The organism is Pseudomonas sp. RW3S2 (assembly GCF_014268955.1).
Lineage (GTDB): Bacteria > Pseudomonadota > Gammaproteobacteria > Pseudomonadales > Pseudomonadaceae > Aquipseudomonas > Aquipseudomonas wayambapalatensis.
In genome coordinates this window covers 268,584-292,717 of record NZ_JABWRM010000004.1, presented here as the reverse complement: position 1 = coordinate 292,717, position 24,134 = coordinate 268,584, and the positions used below count along the sequence as shown (strand labels likewise).

Genomic DNA, 24,134 nt, shown 5'->3' with positions numbered 1-24,134 from the left:
GCACGAACGTATGCCCCGCAAGAGGGGATTCATCCGAGAAGAGGGCGGCAAATCCAGCGCAGATCACTGGAAAAACCCCCACGGTCGGTTACCATGCCTGGTTTATCCCGCAAACAAGGCCGTCACGTGTTCCCAGGCACGCCTCCTGCCCCTCGCCTGCTCTTGCTGACCGTCCTGCTCGGTGGTTCGGCCATGGCCGATGACCTGTTCATCGACAACCAGAACCTGCCGCAGGTTCTGACCGCCACACGCCTGAAACAATCCCCGGCGGCAGTGCCCGGCAGCATGACCGTGCTCGACAGCGAACTGATCCGCGCCAGCGGTGCACGAGACATCCCCGAGCTGCTGCGCCTGGTGCCCGGCATGATGATCGGCTACGGCGCCGGTAACCAGCCGACCGTCAACTACCACGGCAGTAACGTCAACGACGCCCGGCGCATGCAGGTGCTGATCGACGGCCGTTCGGTGTATCGAGCAGGCCTCGCCACCGTGGACTGGAGCGATATCCCGCTGGCGATCGAGGATATCGAACGCATCGAAGTGTTCCGCGGCCCCAATACCGTCAGCTATGGTGCCAACGCCCTGATGGCCGTGGTCAACATCCTCACCCGCAGCCCCGCCGACAGCCACGGCACGCGACTGAAGATCACCCAGGGCCAGGATGGCATCAATGATTTCTACGCCAGCCAGGGCCTCGGCTGGGAAGGCGGCGATCTGCGCCTGTCGATGTCCGGCATGCAGGACGATGGCTTCGACAAGAACCAATACGGCCAGGACTACCGCGACAGCCGTCGGCTGACGCGCTTCAACCTCAGCGCCAGCCACACCCTGGCGCCCGACCAGACCCTCGAATGGCAACTGGCGGCCAAGGAAGGCAGCAACCAACGCCCCTACACCTATACCCCGGTGTTCCCCTTCGTCACCGGGCGCGGCGACAACGCCGACCTCAACGCCAAGGATTACGCAGGCTCAGTGCGCTGGAACATCGATTTCAGCCCCGAACACAGCCTGTACGTACAGGGCTCGGCGCAACAGTTCGACCGCCAGCAAGTATGGCGTGCCTGCGATGCGACGCTGGCCTTCAGCCCCGAGCTGACCCGGCTGTGGCAGCTCAACCCGGACTACGCCGAACAGGTCGCGCGCAACGCCAACAATCCGCCCAACAACAGCGACCCAGTGCTGCAGGGCTTGCGCAACCAGATCAAGAGTCAATGGGACAGCGGCGGTAACCGTGAGGTCTGCGGTGATGTCGACCAGAGCACCCGCGAAACCCGCTACGACCTGGAAATCCAGGATACCCTCAGCCTCACCGACACCCTGCGCCTGCTCAGCGGCTTCAACTACCGCTATGACCGCGCCGACTCGCAGACCTACTTCAACGGCAGCCTCGACGACCGCACCTGGCGCCTGTTCGGGCAGCTCGAATGGCGCGCCGACGAACACTGGATCCTCCAGGGTGGGGCCATGTTCGAGGACAGCGAGCTGTCCGGCAGCTCGTTGACCCCGCGCGTGGCGGTCAACTACCTGATCACCCCGCGCCACGGCCTGCGCGCGGTGTACTCCGAGGCCGTACGTTCGCCTGACATGTTCGAGAACAACGTCAACTGGAGCTACACGGTCAAGAACCTCACGCCCAACGTGCTGGGTTTGCACAATGGTGAATACTTCGTCAAGACCCGTGGCCCGGGCAACCTCGACCAGGAGCGCATGCGTTCACGCGAGTTGGGCTACAACGGCTACTTCGCCGACCTCGACCTGAGCCTGGACGTCAAGCTGTTCTACGACGAAATCACCGGGATGATCAGCGAGCCACTGAAAAACAACCAGTACATCGCCAGCAACGCCAACAAGGCCCGCTTCAGCGGCACCGAGACGCAACTGGACTGGCGCCTGGGCATGCGCGACCGCCTGCGCCTGACCTATGCCTACGTCGACGCCTGGGCCAGCAACCCCGACGACCGCCGCCTCAGCGCTCGCAACAGTGGCTCGGCCGGGTGGATGCGCGACTGGGGCCAGGGATGGTCGAGTGCCCTCTTCTATTATGGCGACGACGCCCTCAACCAGTATCGCTACGAGCGTGTCGACCTGCGCGTGGCCAAGCGCCTGCGGGTGTATGGCAGCTCGCTGGAGCTGGCGGCGCTGTGGCAGCAACGCCTGGATGACCAGCCCACCACCGTCGAGCAGAACCGCTACGACAGCCGCCACCGCCTGAGTTTCAGCGCGGAGCTGGAGTTCTGATGTTGCGCCTGTTGCGCCTGCTGCTGCTGTGCCTGTGGCCGATGGGCGCGCTTTCGGCCAGCGAAATTCTGCTGGTGGGTGCCGAAGACCAGCCCGGTGTGCGCAGTTTCGTTGCCGCACTGGAGGCCCGTCGCCCTCACGACCATGTGCGCTTCCAGACCGTGGCGCAACTGCCCCGCCCTGCGCTGCTCAAACCCGAGACCCGACTGATCCTGCTGGACAACGCCGCACTCGACTGGCGCATGGGCGAAACCGCAGGTCCCACGGCGCTGGCCATGCGAGTCAGTCGCGTTCAGGCCGAGCAGCGCCTGGGAAAGTCGCGCCCCTCCTACCTGAGCCTGCTGTGGAGCGACCCGCCGCTACCACGGCAACTGCGCCTGACCCGCTACCTGCTGCCGCAAGCGCGACGCATTGGCGTACTGTACGGCCCCGGCAGCCGCTTTCTGATCGACGAATTGCGCCAGGCTGCGCGTGGCCTGGGCCTGGAGATCGTCGCTCAGGACTGGGCCGACCTGCGTGACAGTCGCCCGCTGCAGCACCTGCTGGGCAGCAGCGACGTCCTGTTGGGAATCGACGACCCCGACCTGTACAACTCCAAGACCGCCAAGAACGTCCTGCTCAGCAGCTATGGCCGACAGATGGCGCTGATTGGCCCCAACGCCGGCTTCGTTCGCGCTGGCGCCCTTGCCAGCACCTACAGCGATCAGGACGACTGGCTGGCGGTGCTCGACGACTTGCTCGACCAGCCGCCGACACACTGGCCCCGCAGCCTCTACCCCAAACACTACGGGGTCAGCGGCAACCAGCAGGTAGCCCGCGCCCTGGGCCTGGAACCCATCGATCCGAACGCCGCCGCCCTGGCCCTGGCCGAAGGAGAATCCACCCCATGACCAAGCGCCTGAGTTGGGATATCCACACACGCACCCAGATCATCAGCCTGGGCCCCGCGCTGCTGCTGACCCTGCTGCTGATCAGCTTCTTCACCTTCGTGCGTATCCAGGACTTGCGGCAGGAGCTCAACCACACCGGTCAACTGATCGCCAACCAACTGGCGCCAGCCTCCGAATACGGGGTGATCTCAGGCAACAACGAGGTGCTCGAAAGCTTGATGCGGGCGACCCTGAGCATCCCGCACGTGCGTTTCCTCGAGGTGCAGGACAGCCGCAACCACATCCTGGTCTACGTCGAGCAGTCGGGTGAAAGCATCAACCGCGCCCAGCGCGTCGAAGTGTTCCAGGCGCCCATTCGCCTGCAACAGATCCGCCTGGACAACGACTTCCTGCAGGAAGGCAAGACGCCACCCAGCATTGGCGACGATTACCTGGGGCGAGTGATCGTCGGCATGTCCGACGACGCCTTCAGCGAACGCCAGCAGGAGATCGTGATCAAGGCCGGCATTCTCGCCCTGTTCGCCTTGCTGTTTACCTTCCTCCTCGCCCGGCGCCTGGCCAGAAGCCTGTCCAAGCCGATCAGTGACATGGGCCATGCGGTCGAAGCCATCCAGCAGGGTGAATTCAACGCGCCATTGCCGGTGGTCGACGACAGCGAACTGGGTCACCTGGCACGGCACATCAACAACCTTGCCAGCGCCCTCGACCAGGCCAGCCACGAGCAGAAACAGGCCATCGCCCAGTTGACTCAGGCTCGTGAAGAGGCCGAGCAGGCCAACCGCGCCAAGTCGGACTTCCTGGCGATGATGAGCCACGAGCTGCGGACCCCGATGAACGGCGTACTCGGCATGCTGCAGCTGCTGGAAACCACTACACTGACCGACGAGCAGGCCGAATACACGGCGGTGGCCAGCGAGTCCACCGGCCACCTGCTCAAGGTGATCAACGACATCCTCGACTTCTCGCGCATCGAACGCACCAGCCTGGAGCTGGAGCACATCGATTTCAACCTTGGCGAGCTGATTGCCAGCAGCGTGCAGTCGTTCCAGCACAGCGCCCAACAGCGCAACCTGGCCCTGCGCCTGCACCTGCCGCCAGGCATGGACCGCCTGCAGGTGATCGGCGATCCGACACGCATTCGGCAGATCCTGTTGAACCTGGTGGGCAACGCGCTGAAGTTCACCGAGCGCGGCGAAGTGGAGATCGAGAGCCGCTGGCAAATGCTCGACCGCCAACTGCTCTGGCTGACCTGCGCGGTGCGCGATACCGGCATCGGAATCGACAGCGATCGCCTGGAAACGATGTTCGTCGCCTTCCAGCAAGCCGACAGTTCTATTTCAAGGCGTTACGGCGGCACCGGGTTGGGCTTGTCCATCGCCCGTACCCTGGCCGAGCGCATGGGCGGCAAGTTGCGCGGCGAAAGCCGCGAGGGCATGGGTTCGACCTTCACCCTGGAAGTCCCTCTGATGCTGTCGAGCAAGCCAGCAGCGCGCCTGCTCGGTCACGAGCATGACGCACTGCCGGGTGGCGAAGGCCAGCGGATCCTGCTGGTGGAAGACAACCCGGTCAATCAGAGCGTCATCGAAGCCATGCTGCGCAGTCTGGGCTTCGAGGTCAGCGTGGCACTGGACGGCGCGCAGGCGGTGGAAATGGCGGGCCAGCAAAGTTTTGCGGCAATCCTCATGGATTGTCGCCTGCCGCAGATGGACGGCTACGAAGCCACACGCCGCATCCGCCAGCACGGCGCACAACTGCCGATCATCGCCTTGACCGCCAATGCCCTGCAGGGCGATCGTGAACGCTGCCTGGCGGCAGGAATGAACGATTACCTGAGCAAACCGTTCAAACGCACCGATCTGCAACGTATTCTGCAGCGCTGGTTGCCCGGGCGGACAGCCGCGACTGGCGATTAATGATAAAGTGCGGCAGTCTTAAAGACTGGACAGGGCCGTCGTTGGCCTTGAGAATAAAACTTTCAGTGCACACCTGTACTTCTTTTGCCAGGTGCGCTGTGACTTTCACCACAACGCAATAGTCTACCTGTAGGCTGCTGCCCTGGAATCTGTAGGATTTCGGGTCGGCCGGGAAGATTCATCCCCTGCCACAGGGGGTTATTGAGGAGCTCGCATGACCAAACAACACGCCTTTACTCGGGAAGACCTGCTGCGCTGCAGTCGCGGTGAGCTGTTCGGCCCCGGTAATGCGCAACTGCCCGCCCCGAACATGCTGATGGTAGACCGCATCACCCACATCAGTGAGGAAGGCGGCAAGTTCGGCAAAGGTGAATTGGTCGCCGAGCTGGATATCACTCCAGACCTGTGGTTCTTCGCCTGCCACTTCGAAGGTGATCCGGTGATGCCGGGCTGCCTGGGCCTTGACGCCATGTGGCAGCTGGTTGGCTTTTTCCTCGGCTGGCAGGGCCTGCCGGGCCGCGGTCGCGCACTGGGTTCTGGCGAAGTGAAGTTCTTCGGCCAGGTGCTGCCTACCGCCAAGAAAGTCACCTATAACATCCACATCAAGCGCGTCCTGAAGGGCAAGCTGAACATGGCCATCGCCGATGGCTCGGTCAGCGTCGACGGTCGCGAGATCTACACCGCCGAAGGCCTGCGGGTCGGCGTGTTCACCTCCACTGACAATTTCTAAGGGTTATTCGCATGCGCCGCGTCGTTATCACTGGTCTGGGCATCGTTTCGTGCCTGGGCAATGACAAAGCTACCGTCACCGAAAACCTGCGCAACAGCCGTCCGGGTATCCGTTACAACCCGGAATACAAGGAAATGGGGCTGCGTAGCCAGGTTTCCGGCTCCATCGACCTGAACCTGGAAGAGCTGATCGACCGCAAGGTCTATCGCTTCGTCGGTCACGCCGCCGCCTACGCCTACCTGGCGATGCAGGACGCGATCAAGGACGCAGGCCTGACCGAAGAGCAGGTGTCCAACCCGCGCACCGGCCTGGTTGCAGGTTCCGGCGGCGCTTCGACCCTGAACCAGATGGAAGCACTGGACACCCTGCGCGAGAAAGGCGTCAAGCGTGTCGGCCCATACCGTGTCACCCGCACCATGGGCAGCACCGTATCGGCGTGCCTGGCCACCCCGTTCAAGATCAAGGGCATCAACTACTCGATCTCGTCGGCCTGCGCCACCTCCGCACACTGCATCGGCACCGCGCTGGAGCAGATTCAGTGGGGCAAGCAGGACATCGTCTTCGCCGGCGGCGGTGAAGAAGAGCACTGGAGCCAGTCGTTCCTGTTCGATGCCATGGGCGCCCTGTCGACCAAGCGCAACGAAACCCCTGAGCTGGCCTCGCGCGCCTACGACGCCGACCGTGATGGCTTCGTCATCGCCGGCGGTGGCGGCATGGTGGTGGTCGAGGAGCTGGAGCACGCTCTGGCCCGTGGCGCCAAGATCTACGCCGAAATCGTCGGCTACGGCGCGACTTCCGATGGTTACGACATGGTCGCTCCAAGCGGCGAAGGCGCGATCCGCTGCATGCAGCAGGCGCTGTCCACCGTCGACACCCCGATCGACTACCTGAACACCCACGGCACCTCGACGCCGGTCGGCGACGTCGCTGAAATGAAAGGCGTGCGCGAAGTGTTCGGCGACAAGGCACCCAAGATCAGCTCGACCAAGAGCCTGTCTGGCCACTCGCTGGGCGCCGCTGGCGTGCACGAAGCGATCTACTGCCTGCTGATGATGGAAAACAACTTCATCGCCGGATCCGCCAACATCGACGAACTGGACCCAGAGGTCGCTGACCTGCCGGTACTGCGTAAAACCGAAGAAAACGCCAAGATCGATACGGTCATGAGCAACAGCTTCGGCTTCGGCGGCACCAATGCCACCCTGGTGCTCAAGCGCTGGACTGGCAAGTAAGACGCTGCTGCGACAACGAAAACGCCCCGACTGGTTCGGGGCGTTTTCATTTGTGTTGCCCGCGAAAGAGCCGGTAGCTCAACGCTGCTTGGGCAGTACCGCAAGGAAATTATCCCGCGCCACCTTGCGCGCAACCGCCTCAGGCAACGCGTCCAGAAACGGCTCGAATCCGTGCATCTGCTCACCGACACTGCCGAACTTGCCGACCACATCCGAACCCAGCATGAACCGCTCCGGGAAGCGCTCGACCAACGCCAGCCACGCCTTGCGCGGGGCGCCTCGCTCATCCAGCAGGTAAGGCTGCAGCACACTCCACGAGAGGTCGATATACAGGTTCGGATAAGCTTCGAGCATGCGCTCCAGCGTTGGCAGGATGAAGTCCATCTGCGTCTGGTGACGATGAATCTCCATGCTGGTACCGGCATGGGCCCAGATGAAACGCGTATGCGGGTGATTGCGCAGCGGCTCTTCGATCTCCGCCAGGTACAGCGGGTTACGCTCGCGCTTGGAGGTGATGTTCGAATGCACCAGCACCGGCAAGTCTCGCTCGGCCGCCAGATGGTAAATGCGCGCCATTGCTTCGTTGTTGGCCCGCGGCGTGTCACCGCTGGTCAGCGCCGTGAGGTCATCATGCCGGGTGAACACCTCACCGATGCCCTGCCAGAACCCTGGGTGCAATTCGAGCATCCGCTCGATGTGGCTGACCGCGTTCTTGTCCACCGGGTTGAAACCCGACAGGAACGGATGAAAGCGTTTCTGCTGCTCGGCCGGCAACTTCTGCACCGCTGCCACTACATGGATATCGGTAGCACTGAACCAGTAGGCATCAGCGTCGTCACCCGCGTAATAGCGTGGGCGCTTGGGTTCATCCTCATGCCATTTCTTCGCCACCGGAATACCGGAAATCATCGTGTGCTCGACGCCGGCTTCATCCATGGCTTTCAGCAGTGCAGGCATGCCTTCGGTTTCCTGGAAGAAGTCGACGTAATGCAGATGGGCGTCACTGTAGCGATAGTCGCGCGCTTGCGCCGCCTGGCACAGGCACCCGGATAACACAATGCAGGCCAGCACTCTGGCAATCATGGAGCAGCTTCCTTGTTCCAGTCAGGAAGAGGGTAGACCCGCGCGCCTGCAAGACGGTTCAGCACGCCGCCGCGACCCGCTATGCTAGGCGCACCCCCTGCCCGTCCGGAGCCCGACCATGAGCAGCCCCCTGATCATCCGCCCACGCGCCGAATCGGTGGAGGGCCAACCGATCCTGCGCCCGCTACCCTCGGCTCAGTGCCGCAGCGTCGGCCCCTTCGTATTCTTCGACCACATGCTGGATACTGACTTTGCCCCCGGCAGCGGCATGGACATCCGCCAGCACCCGCATATCGGCTTGTCGACCCTGACCTACCTGTTCGAAGGCGAGATCCTGCACAAGGACAGCCTGGGCTCCGATCAGCGCGTGCTACCCGGTGACGTCAGCTGGATGACTGCTGGGCGCGGCGTGGCACATGTGGAACGTACGCCGGCACAAGCCTTCGCCAAAGGCTCGCGACTGCACGGCCTGCAGGTCTGGCTGGCATCACCCAAGACCCACGAACAGGGCGATCCCAGCTACAGCCACCACCCCGCAAGCAGCTTGCCGGTAAGTGACAACCTCGGGGTACGCATCCGCCTGATCGCCGGCACCGGATTCTGTCTGGAGTCGCCAGTACCGGTGCTCTCTCCTACCCTCTACGCCCAGGTGCAGATGCAGGCGGCAACCTCGTTGATCGTGCCGAACGAGCACGCACAACGGGCACTGTACCTGCTCGATGGCGAGCTGGTGCTCGATGGTAAGGAGGTGGAAGCGTGCAGCCTGGTCGTGTTGCCGGAGGGCGAAGAAGTGGAGCTGTATGCCGAAGGCGAGTGCCAGCTGGTGCTGATAGGCGGCGCACCGCTGGACGGACCTCGGCGGATGAACTGGAACTTCGTTGCCAGCGATCCGCAGTTGATCGAACAGGCCCGGGCACGCTGGGCGGCAGGTGACTGGCCACAGGTGCCGGGGGAGACCTCCCGGATCGAGCTACCTCGCTAGGTTGAGCCGCTTTGCGGCCGTTCGCGGGCAAGCCCCCACAAGGATGGAGCAACCTTGACAAGCAGCGCCGCACCTGTGGGAGCGGGCTTGCCCGCGAAGGGCTGCATAGCAGCCCCAATACGCTGTCAGTGTGTAAACACTTCTTCCAGCAGATTGTGCATCGCGCGGAAGGCCCGCTCCGAGGTACGACGGTCGTACTGCATCTTGCCCGGCACGTTGGCATTCGGGTCGGTAAACGAATGCACCGCGCCGCCATAGCTCAACAGTTGCCAATCGACCTTGGCCGCGTTCATTTCAGCCTCGAACGCCGGCAATTGCTCTCGGGGCACCAGCGGGTCGGAAGCACCGTGGAGCACCAGCACCGAGCCCTTGATGCGCTTGGCGTCTTCAGGGTTCGGCGTGTCCAGGGTGCCGTGGAACGACACCGCCGCCTTCAGGTCGGCGCCAGTACGCGCCAGCTCCAGGGCGCAGCAGCCACCGAAGCAGAAACCGAAAGTACCGACCTTGCCCGGCGCCAACAGCGCCTTGGACTGCCCGAGCAGTTGCGCCAGGGCCTCCTGCATGCGCTTGCGCAGCTCGGCCCGGTCATTCTTCAACGGCATCATCGCCGCACCCGCCTCATCGGCGTTCGACGGACGCACGCCCTGGCCGTACAGATCAGCGATCAGCACCACATAGCCCTTCTCGGCCACTTCCTTGGCGATTCGCTCGGCGCCTTCACCGATGCCCATCCAATTCGGCGCCATCACCAGCCCCGGCCGCCCCAGCGCCCCCGGCTCATAAACCAGACGGCTTTCATAGCCCTTGCCGGAAACGTGATAGACCAGCGACTCGACGATTACCTTGCTCATCAAACTCCTCCTGAACCTGGAACTGTTCGGTATCACGACCCTAGTGTGTACGGACCCCGGTGCAAAAGGCTAGCCGATGCTGACGATCTTCATGATTGCCAGAAAGGTCACATTAGAAAAAAGCGAGCCTGCAATTGATAAGTGTGAACAGGCACAAAAAAACCCGCCGAAGCGGGTTTTTTCATGAAGCTCGAACTCAGGCCGACAGCTCGACCAGCAGCTTGTTCAAGCGACGTACATAGGCCGCTGGATCCTTCAAGCTGTCACCGGCAGCCAAGGCCGCCTGGTCGAACAGGATGTGTGACAGCTCCGAGAAGCGGTCCTCGCTCTGCTCGTTGTCGAGCTTCTCGATCAGCGGGTGAGTCGGGTTGAACTCGAAGATCGGCTTGGAATCCGGCACCTTCTGCCCGCTGGCCTCGAGGATCTGGCGCATCTGCAAGCCCAGGTCCTGCTCGCCAATGGCCAGGATCGCCGGCGAGTCGGTCAGGCGGTGGGAAACGCGGACTTCAGCCACGCTGTCACCTAGCGCACTCTTCAGACGCTCGACCAGCCCTTCCTTGTCCTTGGCGACTTCTTCCTGGGCCTTCTTGTCCTCTTCGGAATCCAGCTTGCCCAGGTCCAGGTCGCCACGAGCGACGTCAACGAAGCCCTTGCCTTCGAACTCGCTCAGGTAGCTCATCAGCCACTCGTCGATGCGATCGGTCAGCAGCAGCACTTCGATGCCTTTCTTGCGGAAGACTTCCAGGTGCGGGCTGTTCTTCACCTGCGCATACGACTCACCGGTGAGGTAGTAGATCTTGTCCTGGCCTTCCTTGGCGCGGGCCAGGTAGTCCGCCAGGCTGACGCTCTGTTCGCCGCTGTCGTCGTGGGTGGAGGCAAAGCGCAGCAGACCTGCGATCTTCTCCTTGTTGGCGAAGTCTTCTGCCGGGCCTTCCTTCAGCACCTGGCCGAAGTTCTTCCAGAAGCCTTTGTACTGCTCGGGCTCGTTCTTGGCCAGCTTCTCCAGCATGTCCAATACACGCTTGGTCAGGGCCGACTTCATCGAGTCGATGATCGGGTCTTTCTGCAGGATTTCGCGCGACACGTTCAGCGAAAGGTCGTTGGAGTCGACCACACCCTTGATGAAGCGCAGGTACAGCGGCAGGAACGACTCGGCCTGGTCCATGATGAACACGCGCTGCACATACAGTTTCAGGCCGCGCGGCGCTTCGCGCTGGTACAGGTCGAAGGGGGCGCGGGCCGGTACGTACAGCAGCGAGTTGTACTCAAGCTTGCCTTCGACCTTGTTGTGGCTCCAGGCCAGCGGGTTCTCGAAGTCATGGCCGATGTGCTTGTAGAACTCCTGGTATTCCTCGTCCTTGATCTCGGTACGCGAACGGGTCCACAGGGCGCTGGCGCGGTTGACGGTTTCCCATTCCTCGGCCGGCTGTTCTTCGCCTTCGGCGGCAGCAGCCTGCTCCTTGGGCAACTGGATCGGCAGGGCAATGTGGTCGGAGTACTTCTTGACCACGTTGCGCAGACGCCAGCCGTCGGCGAACTCCTGCTCGTCCTTCTTCAAGTGCAGGACGATGCGAGTGCCGCGCTGCGGCTTGTCGATGGTGGCGACTTCGAAGTCGCCCTCGCCTTTGGACGACCAGTGCACGCCTTCGGCTGCGGGTGCGCCGGCACGACGGCTGAAGACATCGACCTTGTCGGCGACGATGAAGGCAGAGTAGAAGCCCACACCGAACTGACCGATCAGGTGCGAATCCTTCTTCTGGTCACCGGTGAGGTTCTTCATGAAGTCGGCAGTGCCGGACTTGGCAATGGTGCCCAGGTGCGCGATGACATCGGCGCGGCTCATGCCGATGCCGTTATCCTCCAGCGTCACGGTGCCAGCGTCCTTGTCGAAGCTGACGCGAATCTTCAGATCGGCATCGCCTTCGAGCAGCTCAGGCTTGGCCAGGGCTTCGAAACGCAGTTTGTCAGCAGCGTCGGAAGCGTTGGAGATCAGCTCGCGCAGGAAGATCTCCTTGTTCGAGTACAGCGAATGGATCATGAGGTGCAGCAGTTGCTTGACCTCGGTCTGGAAGCCCAGGGTTTCTTTTTGAGTCTCCACACTCATCGTCTTCAAACTCCGATCTGTTGGTCATTGCACCCGACGGCAATTGCGCGTGGCCGGGCAGATGCTCAACAGATGGGGGCATGTCCGACTATTTCAAGGGCTTATGCGGTTCGATCTTGAAATGCGCCCGAGCGGTGGCGATGGGCGAGTCGCGATCGCCTTGCCAGGCGGTGATCGCCACGTTGGTCACTCGACGGCCTTGGCGCCATAGCTGGCACTGGGCATAAGTGTCGCGGTAGTGCCCGGCGCGCAGGTAGTCGATGGAGAAGTCGATGATCTTGGGAATACTGAGGCTTTCGCTGAAGATCAACAAATAGAGCGCCGCCGAAAGCTCCATGAAACCTGCAATGACACCTCCATGGATGGCCGGCAGCAAGGGGTTGCCGATGTTGTCCTGATTGGCCGGCAGGCGGAACAGCAGGTCATCGCCCTGGCGCTCGCATTCGATGCCGATAAGCGCGGCGTAGGGAATCAGCGCCAGCAACGGTGCATAGTCGCCGCGGGCATGGGCCTGAATCAGCTGCTTGCGAACATCCTCGGGAATCATGCCCTGCCCTCCTTGAGGCCGCTGCCGAAACGGATACCACCTCGGGCCTCCTGCCCAAGACGCATGAAGGTGCCGACCACCTGACAGATCGGCTGAGCAGGGTCGTCCTGATAGGCCGTACCGCGGGTGAAGATCACATCACGGGTGACGCGATAACATTGGGCATGGCCATGGATGTCCTTGCCAGGCTGCGCAGGATGCATGTAGTCGATACGCAGGTCCAGGGTCGGGCAGACTTCGAACTGCGGCAGTACACAAAGGGTGGCCATGCCGCAGGTGGTGTCCATCAGCGTGGTCAGCACGCCGCCATGGACGGCGCCAGTCTGTGGATTGCCAACGATCGCTTCCGACCAGGGCAGTATCAGGGTCATGCCCTCGGCATCAGCGTGATGGACACGCATCTGCAACACCTGGCAATGCCTTAGCGCTGAAAGAAAACGTCCAGCCATCGCCATCAAGGCCGTCTCACTCATGGTCCGCGTACTCCTTGCCGACTCGACATTTCACAAACCCAGGGAAAAGTCGATATAGAACGGGGTGTTATATATCTGCAACCTGCGTTGAACTTATGGCTGGCGGACGGACTCGAAGGTTTCAAGTAAGTTATTCCACCAAGGAGAAACACCCCATGCGTAAACCTTTTGCTTTTGCTCTGATGCTGGCCGCTGCCATGGGCCTGGCTGCTTGCGACAAGGCGAGCGAAGACAAAGCCCAGGACGCACAGCAACATGCCGAGCAAGCCCAGGAGAAGATGGGCGAGGCTCAGGATAAAGTGAACGAGGCCGCCAAGGAAAACGCCGAAGCCGCCAAAGATCAGGCCGAAGCGCAGCAGAAAGCCGCCGAGGAAGCCCAGCCTTCCACCCCGGCGCCTTCCACTGCTCCGGCCGAACCTGCCAAGCAGTAATTATGCTGAACGGAAAAACCCGACTTGCGTCGGGTTTTTTTGTACCTGCAATTAACTGATGAAACGCTTCAGTCAGCGTTGATCAATTCATATTCACCGAAGTGTCCTTGCCCGCTTCACTCTGCACACTTTCGGTGGGAGTGAAGACCATCACTTCCAGTACATGGGAGTGGAACTCCCGTCGGTACAGAATGAATACGACGCCGATACTCAGCAGCATGAACATCCACGGGCTGACGAACCAACTCAGCATGGCCATGCCGAAATAGTAAGAACGCAATCCAAGGTTGAACTGGTTGGCCGCCAGCGACAGTACCCGCGCCGCCCGCGAGGCGAAGGCCTTGCGCTCAAGCTCGCTGACCTGCCGCTCACCAATCATCGGCGCCGACCCCACCAGCACCGCAGCGAAATTGTATTGGCGCATGCACCAGCTGAAGGTGAAGAAGGCATAGACGAACACCAGTGCCAGGCACAGCAGCTTGATCTCCGACATCCCCTGCGAGGCCTGCTGCACCAGCGGCAGGTCGGCTAACAGCGACAGCGCACGATCGGAGGCGCCGAGCACGGTGAGGATGCCTGCCAGGATGATCAGAGTGCTCGAGGCAAAAAAAGACGCGTTGCGCTCCAGGTTGCCGATCACGCTGGCGTCGGCGATGCGGTTGTCGCGCAGCAGCATGCGACGCATCCAATCTTCCCGGTAGAGATGCAGGACGCTGGCCAGGCACGCAGTGTCGCGCCCCTTCCAGGTGGCGTAGCGGGTGTAGCCGCCCCAGCACAGCGCAAACCAGGCGACGGCCAGCAGGTTGTGGAGATTGCTTTGGATGAAGGTCATGCAGGGTTTCCGTAAGGCGGGGCATAAAGAGGTTGGCCTGCGGATTCGACGCTGGCTATCGATGAAAGGCACACTGAGGTTGTGAAAACCATCTTGCCAGGGCGGGCCTGTTCGCGGGCAAGCCCGCTCCTACAGAAACAGTAGCCAGCAAAAAGCCCCGCATCCTTTCGGATACGGGGCTTCGGGTTCAAACATCCAGCAAGTGCCAATAGGCTTGTGGCCAGCACCTGCTGCAGGCTTCACCCATCAGGCCAGCGCCTCGCGTGGCTTGCCGAGCAGACGATCACAGACCACCGCGGCGGCCAGGGCGATCACCGAAGGCACCAGCCAGGCCAGGCCCTGCTCGCTCAGCGGCAAGTGCGCCACCGCGTCCGGCAGGATGTGCGCCAGGCTGCTGCCCTTGATCGCATCGACCATGCCGAACAGCAGCGAAACGAGCATGACCGGCGCGAGAATGCGTACCGGCGAGTTCCACAGGTCCTTCACGAAGCTCAGGCCCACGACCACGATGCATGGCGGGTAGATGGCGGTCAGCACCGGGATCGAGAACATGATCAGCTTGGTCAGGCCCAGGTTCGAGATCAGCAGCGAGAAGCCCGCCAGGATCACCACCAGGGCACGGTACGACAGCGGCAGGATCTGGCTGAAGTACTCGGCACAGGCACAGGTCAGGCCCACGGCAGTGACTAGGCAGGCCAGCGCGATCAGCACGGCCAGGAAACCACTGCCCAGCGAGCCGAAGGTGTGCTGCACGTAGGCATGCAGAACCGCAGCACCGTTGCTCGCGTTCGCAGCGATCTCATGGCTGCCGGCGCCGAGGCGGAACAGGCTGATGTACACCAGCGCCAGGCCGACACCGGCGATCAGACCGGCGATGATGGCGTAGCGAGTGATCAGCTTGGGCGACTCCACACCGCGCGAACGGATGGCGTTGACGATGACGATGCCGAACACCAGGGCACCGAGGGTATCCATGGTCAGGTAGCCATTGATGAAGCCTTGGGAGAACGGAGCTGCGACGTAAGCCGGCTGCGCGTCACCAATCGAGCCCGCTGGCAGCGCGAAGGCAGCAATGCCGAGCACCGCCAGGGCAATGATCTTCAGCGGTGCCAGGAAGCGACCGACAGTGTCGAGCAGCTTGCCCGGATACATCGACACGGCCAGCACCACAGCGAAGTACACCAGGCTGTAGATGAACAGCGCCAGCGGGCTTTCACCGGTCAGTGGCGCCACACCCACCTCGAACGAAACGGTCGCGGTGCGCGGGGTAGCGAACAGCGGGCCGACCGAGAGGTAGCAGACTGCCGCCAACAGGCCGCCGAAGAACTTGCCGATCGGGCTGCTCAGGGCATCCATCCCGCCACCGACCTTCGCCAGGGCAACCACGGTAATGACTGGCAGACCCACGGCGGTGACCAGGAAGCCCAGCGCCGCCATCCACACGTGCGGACCGGACTGCAGGCCAACGATAGGCGGGAAGATGATATTGCCCGCACCGACGAAAAGCGCGAACGTCATAAAGCCAAGCGCCAGGATATCCTGGCCTTTTAACACTTTCATTTAAGGAAGTACCACACTGCTGAAATCGGGATTCGAGAAGGGATTTCCACATGGATGAGGGAAATGCTGCCCGGCTTGATGAGCCAGACCCGTTTAGCGTGTCGTTCCCTTTTGGGGTACGGGCACAGAGTGAACGCGTAGGTTACAGAATTTGCCGGGCAAACGCACTGCAATGGTGCTGGTTGTCCGATGTGTGTATGTGTTTGACGTCTGCGTGACCGAGGATGGCTGGATTATCCTCGGATTGAAACCATCGTCTGCTGGAAAAATCCTATGGGCCCGATCGAATAATCTGAGTTGTCATTTCCGGGCCCATCGCGGGACGACCCAGAACGACAAAGGCCACCCGAAGGTGGCCTTTGTGCGCGTGGGGGGTATAGCGTGTTACTTACTTCTTGGCTTCCCAGCCAGTCAGCTCGGCCAGGGCCTTGCCGATGTCAGCCAGGGAACGCACGGTCTTCACGCCAGCGTCCTGCAGTGCAGCGAATTTCTCGTCTGCAGTGCCTTTACCGCCGGAGATGATGGCGCCAGCGTGGCCCATACGCTTGCCCGCAGGAGCGGTAACACCAGCGATGTAGGAAACGACAGGCTTGGTGACGTTGGCCTTGATGTAGGCAGCAGCTTCTTCTTCAGCCGAACCGCCGATCTCACCGATCATGACGATCGCTTCGGTCTTCGGGTCTTCCTGGAACAGCTTCAGGATGTCGATGAAGTTGGAGCCTGGGATTGGGTCGCCGCCGATGCCGACGCAGGTCGATTGGCCGAAGCCGGCGTCGGTGGTCTGCTTGACCGCTTCGTAGGTCAGGGTGCCGGAACGGGAAACGATACCGACCTTGCCTGGCAAGTGAATGTGGCCTGGCATGATGCCGATCTTGCACTCGCCCGGAGTGATGACGCCTGGGCAGTTAGGGCCGATCAGGGTGACACCCAGCTCGTCGCACTTGACCTTGGCGTCCAGCATGTCGAGGGTAGGAATACCTTCGGTGATGCAGACGATCAGCTTGATGCCGCCGAAGGCCGCTTCCAGGATCGAGTCCTTGCAGAACGGAGCCGGAACGTAGATGACCGAAGCGTCAGCGCCGGTAGCTTCCACAGCTTCCTTGACGGTGTTGAACACCGGCAGGCCCAGGTGGGTGGTGCCACCCTTGCCTGGGGTGACGCCGCCGACCATCTTGGTGCCGTAGGCGATGGCTTGTTCGGAGTGGAAAGTACCCTGCGAGCCGGTGAAGCCCTGGCAGATGACTTTGGTGTCTTTATTGATCAGGACGCTCATTACTTGCCCTCCGCAGCTTTGACAACTTGTTGAGCAGCGTCGGTCAGGCTGGTTGCCGCAATGATGTTCAAACCGCTTTCTGCCAGTACTTTAGCGCCCAGTTCGGCGTTGTTGCCTTCGAGGCGGACAACGACCGGTACTTTCACGCCGACTTCTTTCACTGCACCGATGATGCCTTCGGCAATCATGTCGCAACGAACGATACCACCGAAGATGTTGACCAGAACGGCCGCGACATTGCTGTCGGACAGGATGATCTTGAACGCTTCGGTAACGCGTTCCTTGGTAGCACCACCACCAACGTCGAGGAAGTTGGCTGGCTTGCCGCCGTGCAGGTTGACGATGTCCATGGTACCCATGGCCAGACCGGCACCGTTGACCATGCAGCCGATGTTGCCTTCCAGCGCTACGTAGTTCAGTTCGAACTTGGCAGCGTGGGCTTCACGGGCGTCGTCCTGGGACGGGTCGTGGAAGGTCTTCAGCTTAGGCTGACGGTACATGGCGTTGGCGTCGATGTTGATCTTGGCATCGAGGCAGTGCAGGTCGCCGTCGGCCTTGATCACCAGCGGGTTCACTTCCAGCAGGGCCAGGTCATGGTCCTTGAACAGCTTGGCCAGACCTACGAAGATCTTGGCGAACTGTTGTACTTGCTTGCCTTCCAGGCCCAGCTGGAAAGCCAGCTCGCGACCCTGGAACGGCTGAGCGCCGACCAGCGGGTCGATGGTAGCCTTGAGGATCTTCTCAGGAGTTTCGTGAGCGACTTTCTCGATGTCCACGCCACCTTCGGTGGAAGCCATGAACACGATACGACGGCTCGAACGATCCACTACAGCGCCCAGGTACAGCTCTTTGGCGATGTCAGTGCAGGATTCGACCAGGATCTTGGAGACTGGTTGACCGTTGGCGTCAGTCTGGTAGGTCACCAGATTCTTGCCCAACCACTGCGCAGCGAACGCCTTGGCGTCTTCCTTGCTGCGAACCAGCTTGACGCCGCCCGCCTTACCGCGACCACCAGCGTGGACCTGGGCTTTTACAACCCACTCGGAACCGCCGATCTTGTCGCAGGCTTCTGCGGCTTGCTCAGGGGTATCGACAGCGAAACCCTTGGAAACTGGCAGGCCGTACTCAGCGAACAGCTGTTTACCCTGATACTCGTGAAGATTCATGCTTTTTACCGTCTTCGTTAGGTACTGCGCTTCGGCGCTGCGCTGTTTCCAGAGCCGCGCCACCTGTGACCGTTAACCCCGGATTTTTCCGGTGGCCCGGTCCGGCGGACATTCCGCGGTGGATCTTGCACGCAAGACCCACGACGGGCAGCCCGCCGTGGTTTTTATAATTAACGCTTCTTACGGTTGGCCACGTGAATGGCACCGCCATTCACAGCCAGCGCTGCTTCATGCAACGCTTCGGACAGGGTCGGATGGCTGAAGACCATCATGCCCAGGTCCTCGGCACTGGTGCCGAATTCCATTGCGATCGCGCCTTGCTGAACCAGCTCGGCAGCCGATGGGCCGATCACGTGAACACCCAGGACGCGGTCGGTCTTGGCATCGGCGATGACCTTGACGAAGCCACCGGTGTCGTTGGCAGCCATCGCACGGCCGCTGGCCGCGAACGGGAAGGTGCCCACGTTAACCTCAACGCCTTCGGCTTTCAATGCTTGTTCGGTCTTGCCGACCCAGGCGATTTCCGGGTGGGTGTAGATAACCGAAGGGATCAGGTCGTAGTTCATCTGAGCCTTGTGGCCCTTGATGCGCTCGACGACCATGATGCCCTCTTCCGAGGCCTTGTGTGCCAGCATCATGCCGCGAACTACGTCGCCGATGGCGTAGACGCCCGGCACGCTGGTGGCGCAGTAGTCGTCGACGAAGATGTAGCCACGCTCGTCGATGTTCACACCGCTATCGGCAGCCAGCAGATCGGTGGTCACAGGACGACGGCCGACCGCAACGATCAGCTTGTCGAAGACGATCTTCTGCTCGCCTTCGGCGTTGGTGTAGGTCACTTCGACTTCGTCGCCGTTGACTTTCGAGCCGGTGACGCGCGCGCCCAGCTTGATGTCCAGGCCTTGCTTGGTCAGGGTCTTCTGAGCTTCTTTCGACACGGCGGTGTCGGCAGCCATCAGGAAGGTGTCCAGCGCTTCCAGCACGGTCACTTCAGCACCCAGGCGAGCCCAGACCGAGCCCAGCTCCAGGCCGATGACGCCAGCGCCGATCACGCCCAGGCGCTTGGGTACCGATTGGAATTCCAGGGCGCCGGTGGAGTCGACGATCACATTCTGGTCGACCGGAGCCGGCGGAATGTCGATCGGACGCGAGCCGGAGGCCAGGATCACGTTCTCGGCCTCGATGACTTCGGTGGTTCCGTCAGCCTTGGTGACTTCGACTTTCTTGCCAGCCAGCAGCTTGCCGTGGCCCTGGATCGAAGTAACGCCGTTGGCCTTGAACAGGGTGGCAACGCCACCGGTCAGGTTCTTGACGATGCCAGCCTTGCGACCAACCATCGCGGCGACGTCCATCTTCACTTCGCCAGTGGAGATGCCGTGGACGTTGAAGCTCTCTTTTGCTTCCTTGTATTTCCAGGAGCTGTCCAGCAGCGCCTTGGAAGGAATGCAACCTACGTTCAGGCAGGTGCCGCCCAGGGCCAGCTTGCCCTCGGCGTCGGTGTACTTCTCGATACAGGCAGTCTTCAGACCAAGTTGGGCAGCCTTGATGGCAGCAACATAGCCGCCAGGACCCGCACCAATCACCACTACGTCGAATTTCTGGGTCATAAAAGATTCCTTATCAGCTTCAAGCTACAAGCCGCACGCGGCAAGGCGACCTGCTCCGGTCGGGAGCCTGTCGCCTGCAGCGTGCAGCTGCGTGATTAGATGTCCAGCAGCAGACGGGACGGATCTTCCAGCAGGTTCTTGATGGTCACCAGGAAGGTTACCGCTTCCTTGCCGTCGATCAGGCGGTGGTCATAGGACAGCGCCAGGTACATCATCGGGCGAATGACCACTTGGCCATTGATCGCCATCGGACGCTGGATGATGTTGTGCATACCCAGGATCGCGGCCTGCGGCGGGTTGACGATCGGGGTCGACATCATCGAACCGAAGGTACCACCGTTGGTGATGGTGAAGGTACCGCCGGTCATCTCTTCGATCGACAGCTTGCCGTCACGGGCCTTCTTGCCGAAGGTGGCGATGCCGTTCTCGATCTCGGCCAGCGACATCGACTCGGCATTGCGCAGCACCGGTACCACCAGACCACGGTCGCTGGAGACGGCAACGCCGACGTCCGCGTAGCCATGGTAAACGATGTCGTTGCCATCGATCGAAGCGTTGACTGCCGGGAAGCGCTTCAGCGCCTCGGTGGCGGCCTTGACGAAGAACGACATGAAGCCCAGGCGTACGCCGTTGTGGGTCTTCTCGAACAGGTCCTTGTACTTCGAACGCAGGGCCATGACTTCGGTCATGTCGACTTCGTTGAAGGTAGTCAGCATGGCCATGCTCGACTGGGCTTCGACCAGACGCTCAGCGATCTTGGCGCGCAGACGGGTCATCGGCACACGCTTCTCGGTGCGATCGCCAGCAGCGACGACAACCGGAGCAGCGGCAGCGGCAGCCGGCTTGGCAGCAGGTGCGGCAGGGGCCGACTTCTTGTTGGCGACTGCAGCCACCACGTCTTCCTTGGTGATACGACCGCCTTTGCCAGTACCGGAAACGGTGGCCAGGTCGATACCGTTCTCTTCGGCCAGTTTGCGCGCGGCAGGCGCGGCAACCGGGTCGTCCTCACCTGCATCGGCGGCGGCGGCCGGAGCGGCAGCCGGAGCAGCGGCAGCAGCAGGCGCAGCAGCAGCGGCGCCACCTTCAACGATCGAACCCAGGACTTCGTCGGACAGGACGGTGTCGCCCTCGCCCTTGACGATGTCGCCCAGCACGCCATCAGCGGTGGCCAGAACTTCCAGGACGACCTTGTCGGTCTCGATGTCGACGATCAGCTCGTCACGCTTGACGGCTTCGCCCGGCTTCTTGTGCCAGGTGGCCACGGTGCCATCGGCAACCGATTCCGGGAAGGTTGGGGCTTTGATCTCGATAGCCATTATCAGTGTTTCCTTAAATTCGGTTTCAGGTGCGCGAAGGCGTTAGACAGTGAACGCGTCTTGCAGCAGTTTTTCCTGCTGCTCGGCGTGCTTCGATGCGTAACCACAGGCTGGCGCGGCAGAAGCGTCGCGACCGGCGTATTCCAGGACCAGCGCCTTGTTGTGGCGGCCCAGGATACGGCGCATGTGATGCTGGCTGCTGTACCAGGCACCCTGGTTCATCGGCTCTTCCTGACACCACACTGCATGCTTGAGGTTGGTGTAAGGCGCCAGGATCTCGACCAGGTCGTCCTCAGGGAACGGATACAGCTGCTCGATACGCACGATGGCGATGTCTTCGCGGCCTTCGGCACGACGTTTTTCCAGCAGGTCGTAGTAGACCTTGCCGCTGCACAGCACCAGGCGCTCGACCTTGGCCGGATCGATGGCATCGATTTCCGGGATCACGGTCTGGAACGAGCCTTCTGCCAGATCTTCCAGCGTCGAGATGGCCAGCTTGTGGCGCAGCAGCGACTTTGGCGTCAGCACGATCAGCGGCTTGCGCAGCGGGCGGATGACCTGACGACGCAGCAGGTGGTAGATCTGCGCCGGCGTGGTCGGCACGCACACCTGGATGTTGTGCTCGGCGCACAGCTGCAGGTAACGCTCCAGACGGGCCGAGGAGTGCTCGGGGCCCTGGCCTTCGTAGCCGTGCGGCAGCAGCATGGTCAGGCCGCACAGACGACCCCACTTGTGCTCGCCGCTGGTGATGAACTGGTCGATCACCACCTGCGCACCGTTGGCGAAGTCACCGAACTGGGCTTCCCAGATCACCAGCGCATTCGGCGTGGTGGTGGAGTAGCCGTATTCGAAGGCCAGTACGGCTTCTTCCGACAGGTAGGAGTCGTACAGTTCGAACTTCGGCTGGCCTGGGAACAGGTTCTTCAGCGGAACGTAGGTGCTGGCGTCCTTCTGGTTGTGCAGCACCGCGTGACGGTGCGAGAAGGTGCCACGGCCGATGTCCTGGCCGGTCATGCGGATCGGGTGACCTTCGAACTGCAGGGTGGCGTAGGCCATGGTCTCTGCATAACCCCAGTTGATCGGCAAGCCACCGGCCTGCATCTTCTGACGGTCTTCGTAGATCTTGGCGACCTGGCGCTGGACGACGAAACCTTCTGGCAGCTCGAGCAGCTTGGCCGACAGTTCCTGAAGGGTCTTGAGGTCGAAGCGCGTGTCGTGACGCGCAGTCCAGGCATGGCCCAGGTACGGACGCCAGTCGACGAACAGCTCGCGATTCGGCTCCTTGACCAGACTCTTGACCACGTGCAGGCCGTTGTCCAGCGCGTTGCGGTACTCGTCGATCTTGGCCTGGGCGCGCTCGGCGTCGATGCGACCGGCTTGAATCAGCGCGTCGGCGTACAGCTCACGGGTGGTGCGCTGCTTGGTGATCTGCTGGTACATCAGCGGCTGGGTGCCGTTCGGTTCGTCGGCCTCGTTGTGGCCGCGACGACGGTAGCAGACCAGGTCGATCACCACGTCACGCTTGAACTGCATGCGGTAGTCGATGGCCAGTTGTGTCACGAACAGCACCGCTTCCGGATCGTCGCCGTTCACGTGCAGGATCGGCGCCTGGATCATCTTGGCCACGTCGGTGGCGTACTCGGTGGAGCGCGCGTCCAGCGGGTTGCTGATGGTGAAGCCGACCTGGTTGTTGATCACGATGTGCACGGTACCGCCGGTCTTGAAACCGCGGGTCTGCGACATCTGGAAGGTTTCCATGACCACGCCCTGGCCTGCGAAGGCCGCGTCGCCGTGGATCGAGATCGGCAGGACCTTGTCGCCAACGGTGTCGTTGCGGCGGTCCTGGCGGGCACGAACCGATCCCTCTACCACTGGCGAGACGATTTCCAGGTGGGACGGGTTAAACGCCATTGCCAGGTGGACTTCACCACCAGGGGTCATGACGTTGCTGGAGAAGCCCTGGTGATACTTCACGTCACCGGAGCCCAGCTCGTTCATCTTCTTGCCTTCGAACTCGTCGAACAGCTCGCGCGGGTTCTTGCCGAAGGTGTTGACGAGCACGTTCAGACGGCCACGGTGGGCCATGCCGATCACGACTTCCTTGGTGCCGTAGGAGCCGGAACGCTGAATCATTTCGTCCAGCATCGGAATCAGGCTTTCGCCGCCTTCCAGACCGAAGCGCTTGGTACCCGGGTACTTGGTGCCCAGGTATTTTTCCAGGCCTTCGCCCGCGGTAACGCGCTCGAGCAGGTGAGTCTGCACGTCAACGGAGAAGTCAGGACGGCCACGAACGCTTTCGAGGCGCTGCTGGAACCAGCTGCGTTGCTCGGAATCGACGATGTGGGTGAACTCGGCGCCAATGGTGCGACAATATGTCTTCTGCAGCGCCTCGAAGATTTCGCGTAGGCTCGCTTCCTCTTTGCCGATGAACAGGTCGCCGGCACGGAAGGTCGTATCAAGGTCGGCATTGGTCAAGCCGTAGTGATTGATCGACAGGTCTACGGGCGCAGGGCGCTGCCACAACCCCAACGGGTCGAGCTGGGCAGCCTGATGGCCGCGCATACGATAGGCCTGGATCAGTCGCAGCACTTCAACCTGCTTCTTCTCGTGTTCACTGCTCACGCTCCCGGCGGAAACCGGTTGGGCGCGGCGCTGGTTCTTTGCCAGCAGTACGAAATGGTCGCGGATCGTAGAGTGCGATACGTCGGTAGCGGTGCTGCCGTCGGCGGGCAACTTCTGGAAGTAGGTGCGCCACTCTTCTGGCACAGCGTTAGGGTCGTGCAGGTAGAGCTCGTAGAGCTCTTCCACATATGCAGCGTTACCACCTGAAAGGTGGGCGCTTTCCCACATGCGCTGCATCACGCTTTCTTGCATGCTTGGTCACCCTCGGTTAGGGGACGGATCGG

Annotated in this window: 19 protein-coding genes; 7 read left to right on the top strand and 12 right to left on the bottom strand. The window is 61.7% G+C overall.

All coding sequences use genetic code 11. From position 1 onward, the window contains the following. Window positions 1-126: 126 nt before the first annotated feature. The 5 genes from HU748_RS08320 (at window position 127) to fabB (ending at window position 7,003) form a co-directional block, all read left to right on the top strand. A complete protein-coding gene (locus HU748_RS08320; RefSeq protein WP_186666665.1) occupies window positions 127-2,238 on the top strand; it encodes a TonB-dependent receptor in 2,112 nt (703 codons plus the stop codon). Beyond that, entirely contained in the window at window positions 2,238-3,128 is an 891-nt protein-coding gene (locus HU748_RS08315; protein WP_186720032.1) for an ABC transporter substrate-binding protein, read from the top strand. Before HU748_RS08320 ends, HU748_RS08315 begins: the two co-directional genes overlap by 1 nt. Further along, window positions 3,125-5,041 carry a response regulator gene (locus tag HU748_RS08310; protein ID WP_186666222.1) on the top strand — a complete coding sequence of 639 codons (1,917 nt, stop codon included), beginning with the start codon at window positions 3,125-3,127 and terminating at the stop codon, window positions 5,039-5,041. The genes HU748_RS08315 and HU748_RS08310 overlap by 4 nt, the downstream gene beginning before the upstream one ends. Before the next feature lie 214 nt (window positions 5,042-5,255). Beyond that, a complete protein-coding gene (gene fabA / locus HU748_RS08305; RefSeq protein WP_054894238.1) occupies window positions 5,256-5,771 on the top strand; it encodes a 3-hydroxyacyl-[acyl-carrier-protein] dehydratase FabA in 516 nt (171 codons plus the stop codon). 11 nt (window positions 5,772-5,782) lie between these two features. After that, a complete protein-coding gene (fabB, locus tag HU748_RS08300) occupies window positions 5,783-7,003 on the top strand; it encodes a beta-ketoacyl-ACP synthase I (protein WP_028690472.1) in 1,221 nt (406 codons plus the stop codon). 78 nt (window positions 7,004-7,081) lie between these two features. On the opposite strand, the gene HU748_RS08295 is transcribed toward fabB, so the two are convergent. Beyond that, window positions 7,082-8,086 (bottom strand): amidohydrolase family protein, encoded by a 1,005-nt coding sequence (locus HU748_RS08295; protein ID WP_186666224.1) that lies wholly within the window; start codon window positions 8,084-8,086, stop codon window positions 7,082-7,084. A gap of 118 nt (window positions 8,087-8,204) precedes the next feature. Between HU748_RS08295 and HU748_RS08290 the strand changes: the two genes are divergently transcribed. Next, window positions 8,205-9,068 (top strand): pirin family protein, encoded by an 864-nt coding sequence (locus HU748_RS08290; protein WP_186707985.1) that lies wholly within the window; start codon window positions 8,205-8,207, stop codon window positions 9,066-9,068. A 125-nt stretch (window positions 9,069-9,193) separates the two neighbouring features. On the opposite strand, the gene HU748_RS08285 is transcribed toward HU748_RS08290, so the two are convergent. The 4 genes from HU748_RS08285 to HU748_RS08270 form a co-directional block, all read right to left on the bottom strand. After that, window positions 9,194-9,919 (bottom strand): dienelactone hydrolase family protein, encoded by a 726-nt coding sequence (locus HU748_RS08285; RefSeq protein ID WP_151925645.1) that lies wholly within the window; start codon window positions 9,917-9,919, stop codon window positions 9,194-9,196. 196 nt (window positions 9,920-10,115) lie between these two features. Next, window positions 10,116-12,023 carry a molecular chaperone HtpG gene (gene htpG / locus HU748_RS08280; protein ID WP_054894245.1) on the bottom strand — a complete coding sequence of 636 codons (1,908 nt, stop codon included), beginning with the start codon at window positions 12,021-12,023 and terminating at the stop codon, window positions 10,116-10,118. 88 nt (window positions 12,024-12,111) lie between these two features. After that, window positions 12,112-12,570 carry a PaaI family thioesterase gene (locus HU748_RS08275; protein ID WP_186666227.1) on the bottom strand — a complete coding sequence of 153 codons (459 nt, stop codon included), beginning with the start codon at window positions 12,568-12,570 and terminating at the stop codon, window positions 12,112-12,114. Next, window positions 12,567-13,043: a PaaI family thioesterase gene (locus HU748_RS08270; protein WP_186666228.1), complete on the bottom strand. Its 477-nt coding sequence runs from the start codon at window positions 13,041-13,043 to the stop codon at window positions 12,567-12,569. The genes HU748_RS08275 and HU748_RS08270 overlap by 4 nt, the downstream gene beginning before the upstream one ends. Before the next feature lie 155 nt (window positions 13,044-13,198). Between HU748_RS08270 and HU748_RS08265 the strand changes: the two genes are divergently transcribed. Next, window positions 13,199-13,474 (top strand): hypothetical protein, encoded by a 276-nt coding sequence (locus HU748_RS08265; protein ID WP_054894248.1) that lies wholly within the window; start codon window positions 13,199-13,201, stop codon window positions 13,472-13,474. Window positions 13,475-13,556: 82 nt separating this feature from the next. Here HU748_RS08265 and HU748_RS08260 read toward each other — a convergent pair whose 3' ends face one another. The 7 genes from HU748_RS08260 to HU748_RS08230 form a co-directional block, all read right to left on the bottom strand. After that, window positions 13,557-14,306: a DUF599 family protein gene (locus HU748_RS08260; protein ID WP_186707981.1), complete on the bottom strand. Its 750-nt coding sequence runs from the start codon at window positions 14,304-14,306 to the stop codon at window positions 13,557-13,559. Between the two features lie 246 nt (window positions 14,307-14,552). Then, window positions 14,553-15,866 (bottom strand): branched-chain amino acid transport system II carrier protein, encoded by a 1,314-nt coding sequence (gene brnQ, locus HU748_RS08255; RefSeq protein ID WP_054894250.1) that lies wholly within the window; start codon window positions 15,864-15,866, stop codon window positions 14,553-14,555. A gap of 388 nt (window positions 15,867-16,254) precedes the next feature. Further along, window positions 16,255-17,139 carry a succinate--CoA ligase subunit alpha gene (sucD, locus tag HU748_RS08250; protein ID WP_016393102.1) on the bottom strand — a complete coding sequence of 295 codons (885 nt, stop codon included), beginning with the start codon at window positions 17,137-17,139 and terminating at the stop codon, window positions 16,255-16,257. Continuing rightward, window positions 17,139-18,305, bottom strand: coding sequence for an ADP-forming succinate--CoA ligase subunit beta (sucC, locus tag HU748_RS08245; RefSeq protein WP_011534748.1), 1,167 nt, complete (start codon window positions 18,303-18,305; stop codon window positions 17,139-17,141). The genes sucD and sucC overlap by 1 nt, the downstream gene beginning before the upstream one ends. 170 nt (window positions 18,306-18,475) lie before the next feature. Next, entirely contained in the window at window positions 18,476-19,912 is a 1,437-nt protein-coding gene (gene lpdA, locus HU748_RS08240) for a dihydrolipoyl dehydrogenase (protein ID WP_054894251.1), read from the bottom strand. A gap of 95 nt (window positions 19,913-20,007) precedes the next feature. Beyond that, complete coding sequence (odhB, locus tag HU748_RS08235) at window positions 20,008-21,228, bottom strand: 2-oxoglutarate dehydrogenase complex dihydrolipoyllysine-residue succinyltransferase (RefSeq protein WP_186666231.1); 1,221 nt, start codon at window positions 21,226-21,228, stop codon at window positions 20,008-20,010. Window positions 21,229-21,270: 42 nt separating this feature from the next. Beyond that, on the bottom strand, window positions 21,271-24,102 hold the full coding sequence (locus tag HU748_RS08230) for a 2-oxoglutarate dehydrogenase E1 component (RefSeq protein ID WP_186666232.1): 2,832 nt from the start codon (window positions 24,100-24,102) through the stop codon (window positions 21,271-21,273). Between the last annotated feature and the right edge of the window lie 32 nt (window positions 24,103-24,134).

What these genes read in the sequence shown, in the direction of transcription:
- brnQ (WP_054894250.1), bottom strand. Translation starts at nt 15,866, where the DNA reads ATGAAAGTGTTAAAAGGCCAGGATATCCTGGCGCTTGGCTTTATGACG.
- HU748_RS08275 (WP_186666227.1), bottom strand. Translation starts at nt 12,570, where the DNA reads ATGATTCCCGAGGATGTTCGCAAGCAGCTGATTCAGGCCCATGCCCGC.
- HU748_RS08315 (WP_186720032.1), top strand. Translation starts at nt 2,238, where the DNA reads ATGTTGCGCCTGTTGCGCCTGCTGCTGCTGTGCCTGTGGCCGATGGGC.
- HU748_RS08270 (WP_186666228.1), bottom strand. Translation starts at nt 13,043, where the DNA reads ATGAGTGAGACGGCCTTGATGGCGATGGCTGGACGTTTTCTTTCAGCG.
- odhB (WP_186666231.1), bottom strand. Translation starts at nt 21,228, where the DNA reads ATGGCTATCGAGATCAAAGCCCCAACCTTCCCGGAATCGGTTGCCGAT.
- HU748_RS08290 (WP_186707985.1), top strand. Translation starts at nt 8,205, where the DNA reads ATGAGCAGCCCCCTGATCATCCGCCCACGCGCCGAATCGGTGGAGGGC.
- HU748_RS08260 (WP_186707981.1), bottom strand. Translation starts at nt 14,306, where the DNA reads ATGACCTTCATCCAAAGCAATCTCCACAACCTGCTGGCCGTCGCCTGG.
- HU748_RS08265 (WP_054894248.1), top strand. Translation starts at nt 13,199, where the DNA reads ATGCGTAAACCTTTTGCTTTTGCTCTGATGCTGGCCGCTGCCATGGGC.
- fabB (WP_028690472.1), top strand. Translation starts at nt 5,783, where the DNA reads ATGCGCCGCGTCGTTATCACTGGTCTGGGCATCGTTTCGTGCCTGGGC.
- sucD (WP_016393102.1), bottom strand. Translation starts at nt 17,139, where the DNA reads ATGAGCGTCCTGATCAATAAAGACACCAAAGTCATCTGCCAGGGCTTC.
- HU748_RS08285 (WP_151925645.1), bottom strand. Translation starts at nt 9,919, where the DNA reads ATGAGCAAGGTAATCGTCGAGTCGCTGGTCTATCACGTTTCCGGCAAG.
- sucC (WP_011534748.1), bottom strand. Translation starts at nt 18,305, where the DNA reads ATGAATCTTCACGAGTATCAGGGTAAACAGCTGTTCGCTGAGTACGGC.
- lpdA (WP_054894251.1), bottom strand. Translation starts at nt 19,912, where the DNA reads ATGACCCAGAAATTCGACGTAGTGGTGATTGGTGCGGGTCCTGGCGGC.
- htpG (WP_054894245.1), bottom strand. Translation starts at nt 12,023, where the DNA reads ATGAGTGTGGAGACTCAAAAAGAAACCCTGGGCTTCCAGACCGAGGTC.
- HU748_RS08310 (WP_186666222.1), top strand. Translation starts at nt 3,125, where the DNA reads ATGACCAAGCGCCTGAGTTGGGATATCCACACACGCACCCAGATCATC.
- fabA (WP_054894238.1), top strand. Translation starts at nt 5,256, where the DNA reads ATGACCAAACAACACGCCTTTACTCGGGAAGACCTGCTGCGCTGCAGT.
- HU748_RS08230 (WP_186666232.1), bottom strand. Translation starts at nt 24,102, where the DNA reads ATGCAAGAAAGCGTGATGCAGCGCATGTGGGAAAGCGCCCACCTTTCA.
- HU748_RS08295 (WP_186666224.1), bottom strand. Translation starts at nt 8,086, where the DNA reads ATGATTGCCAGAGTGCTGGCCTGCATTGTGTTATCCGGGTGCCTGTGC.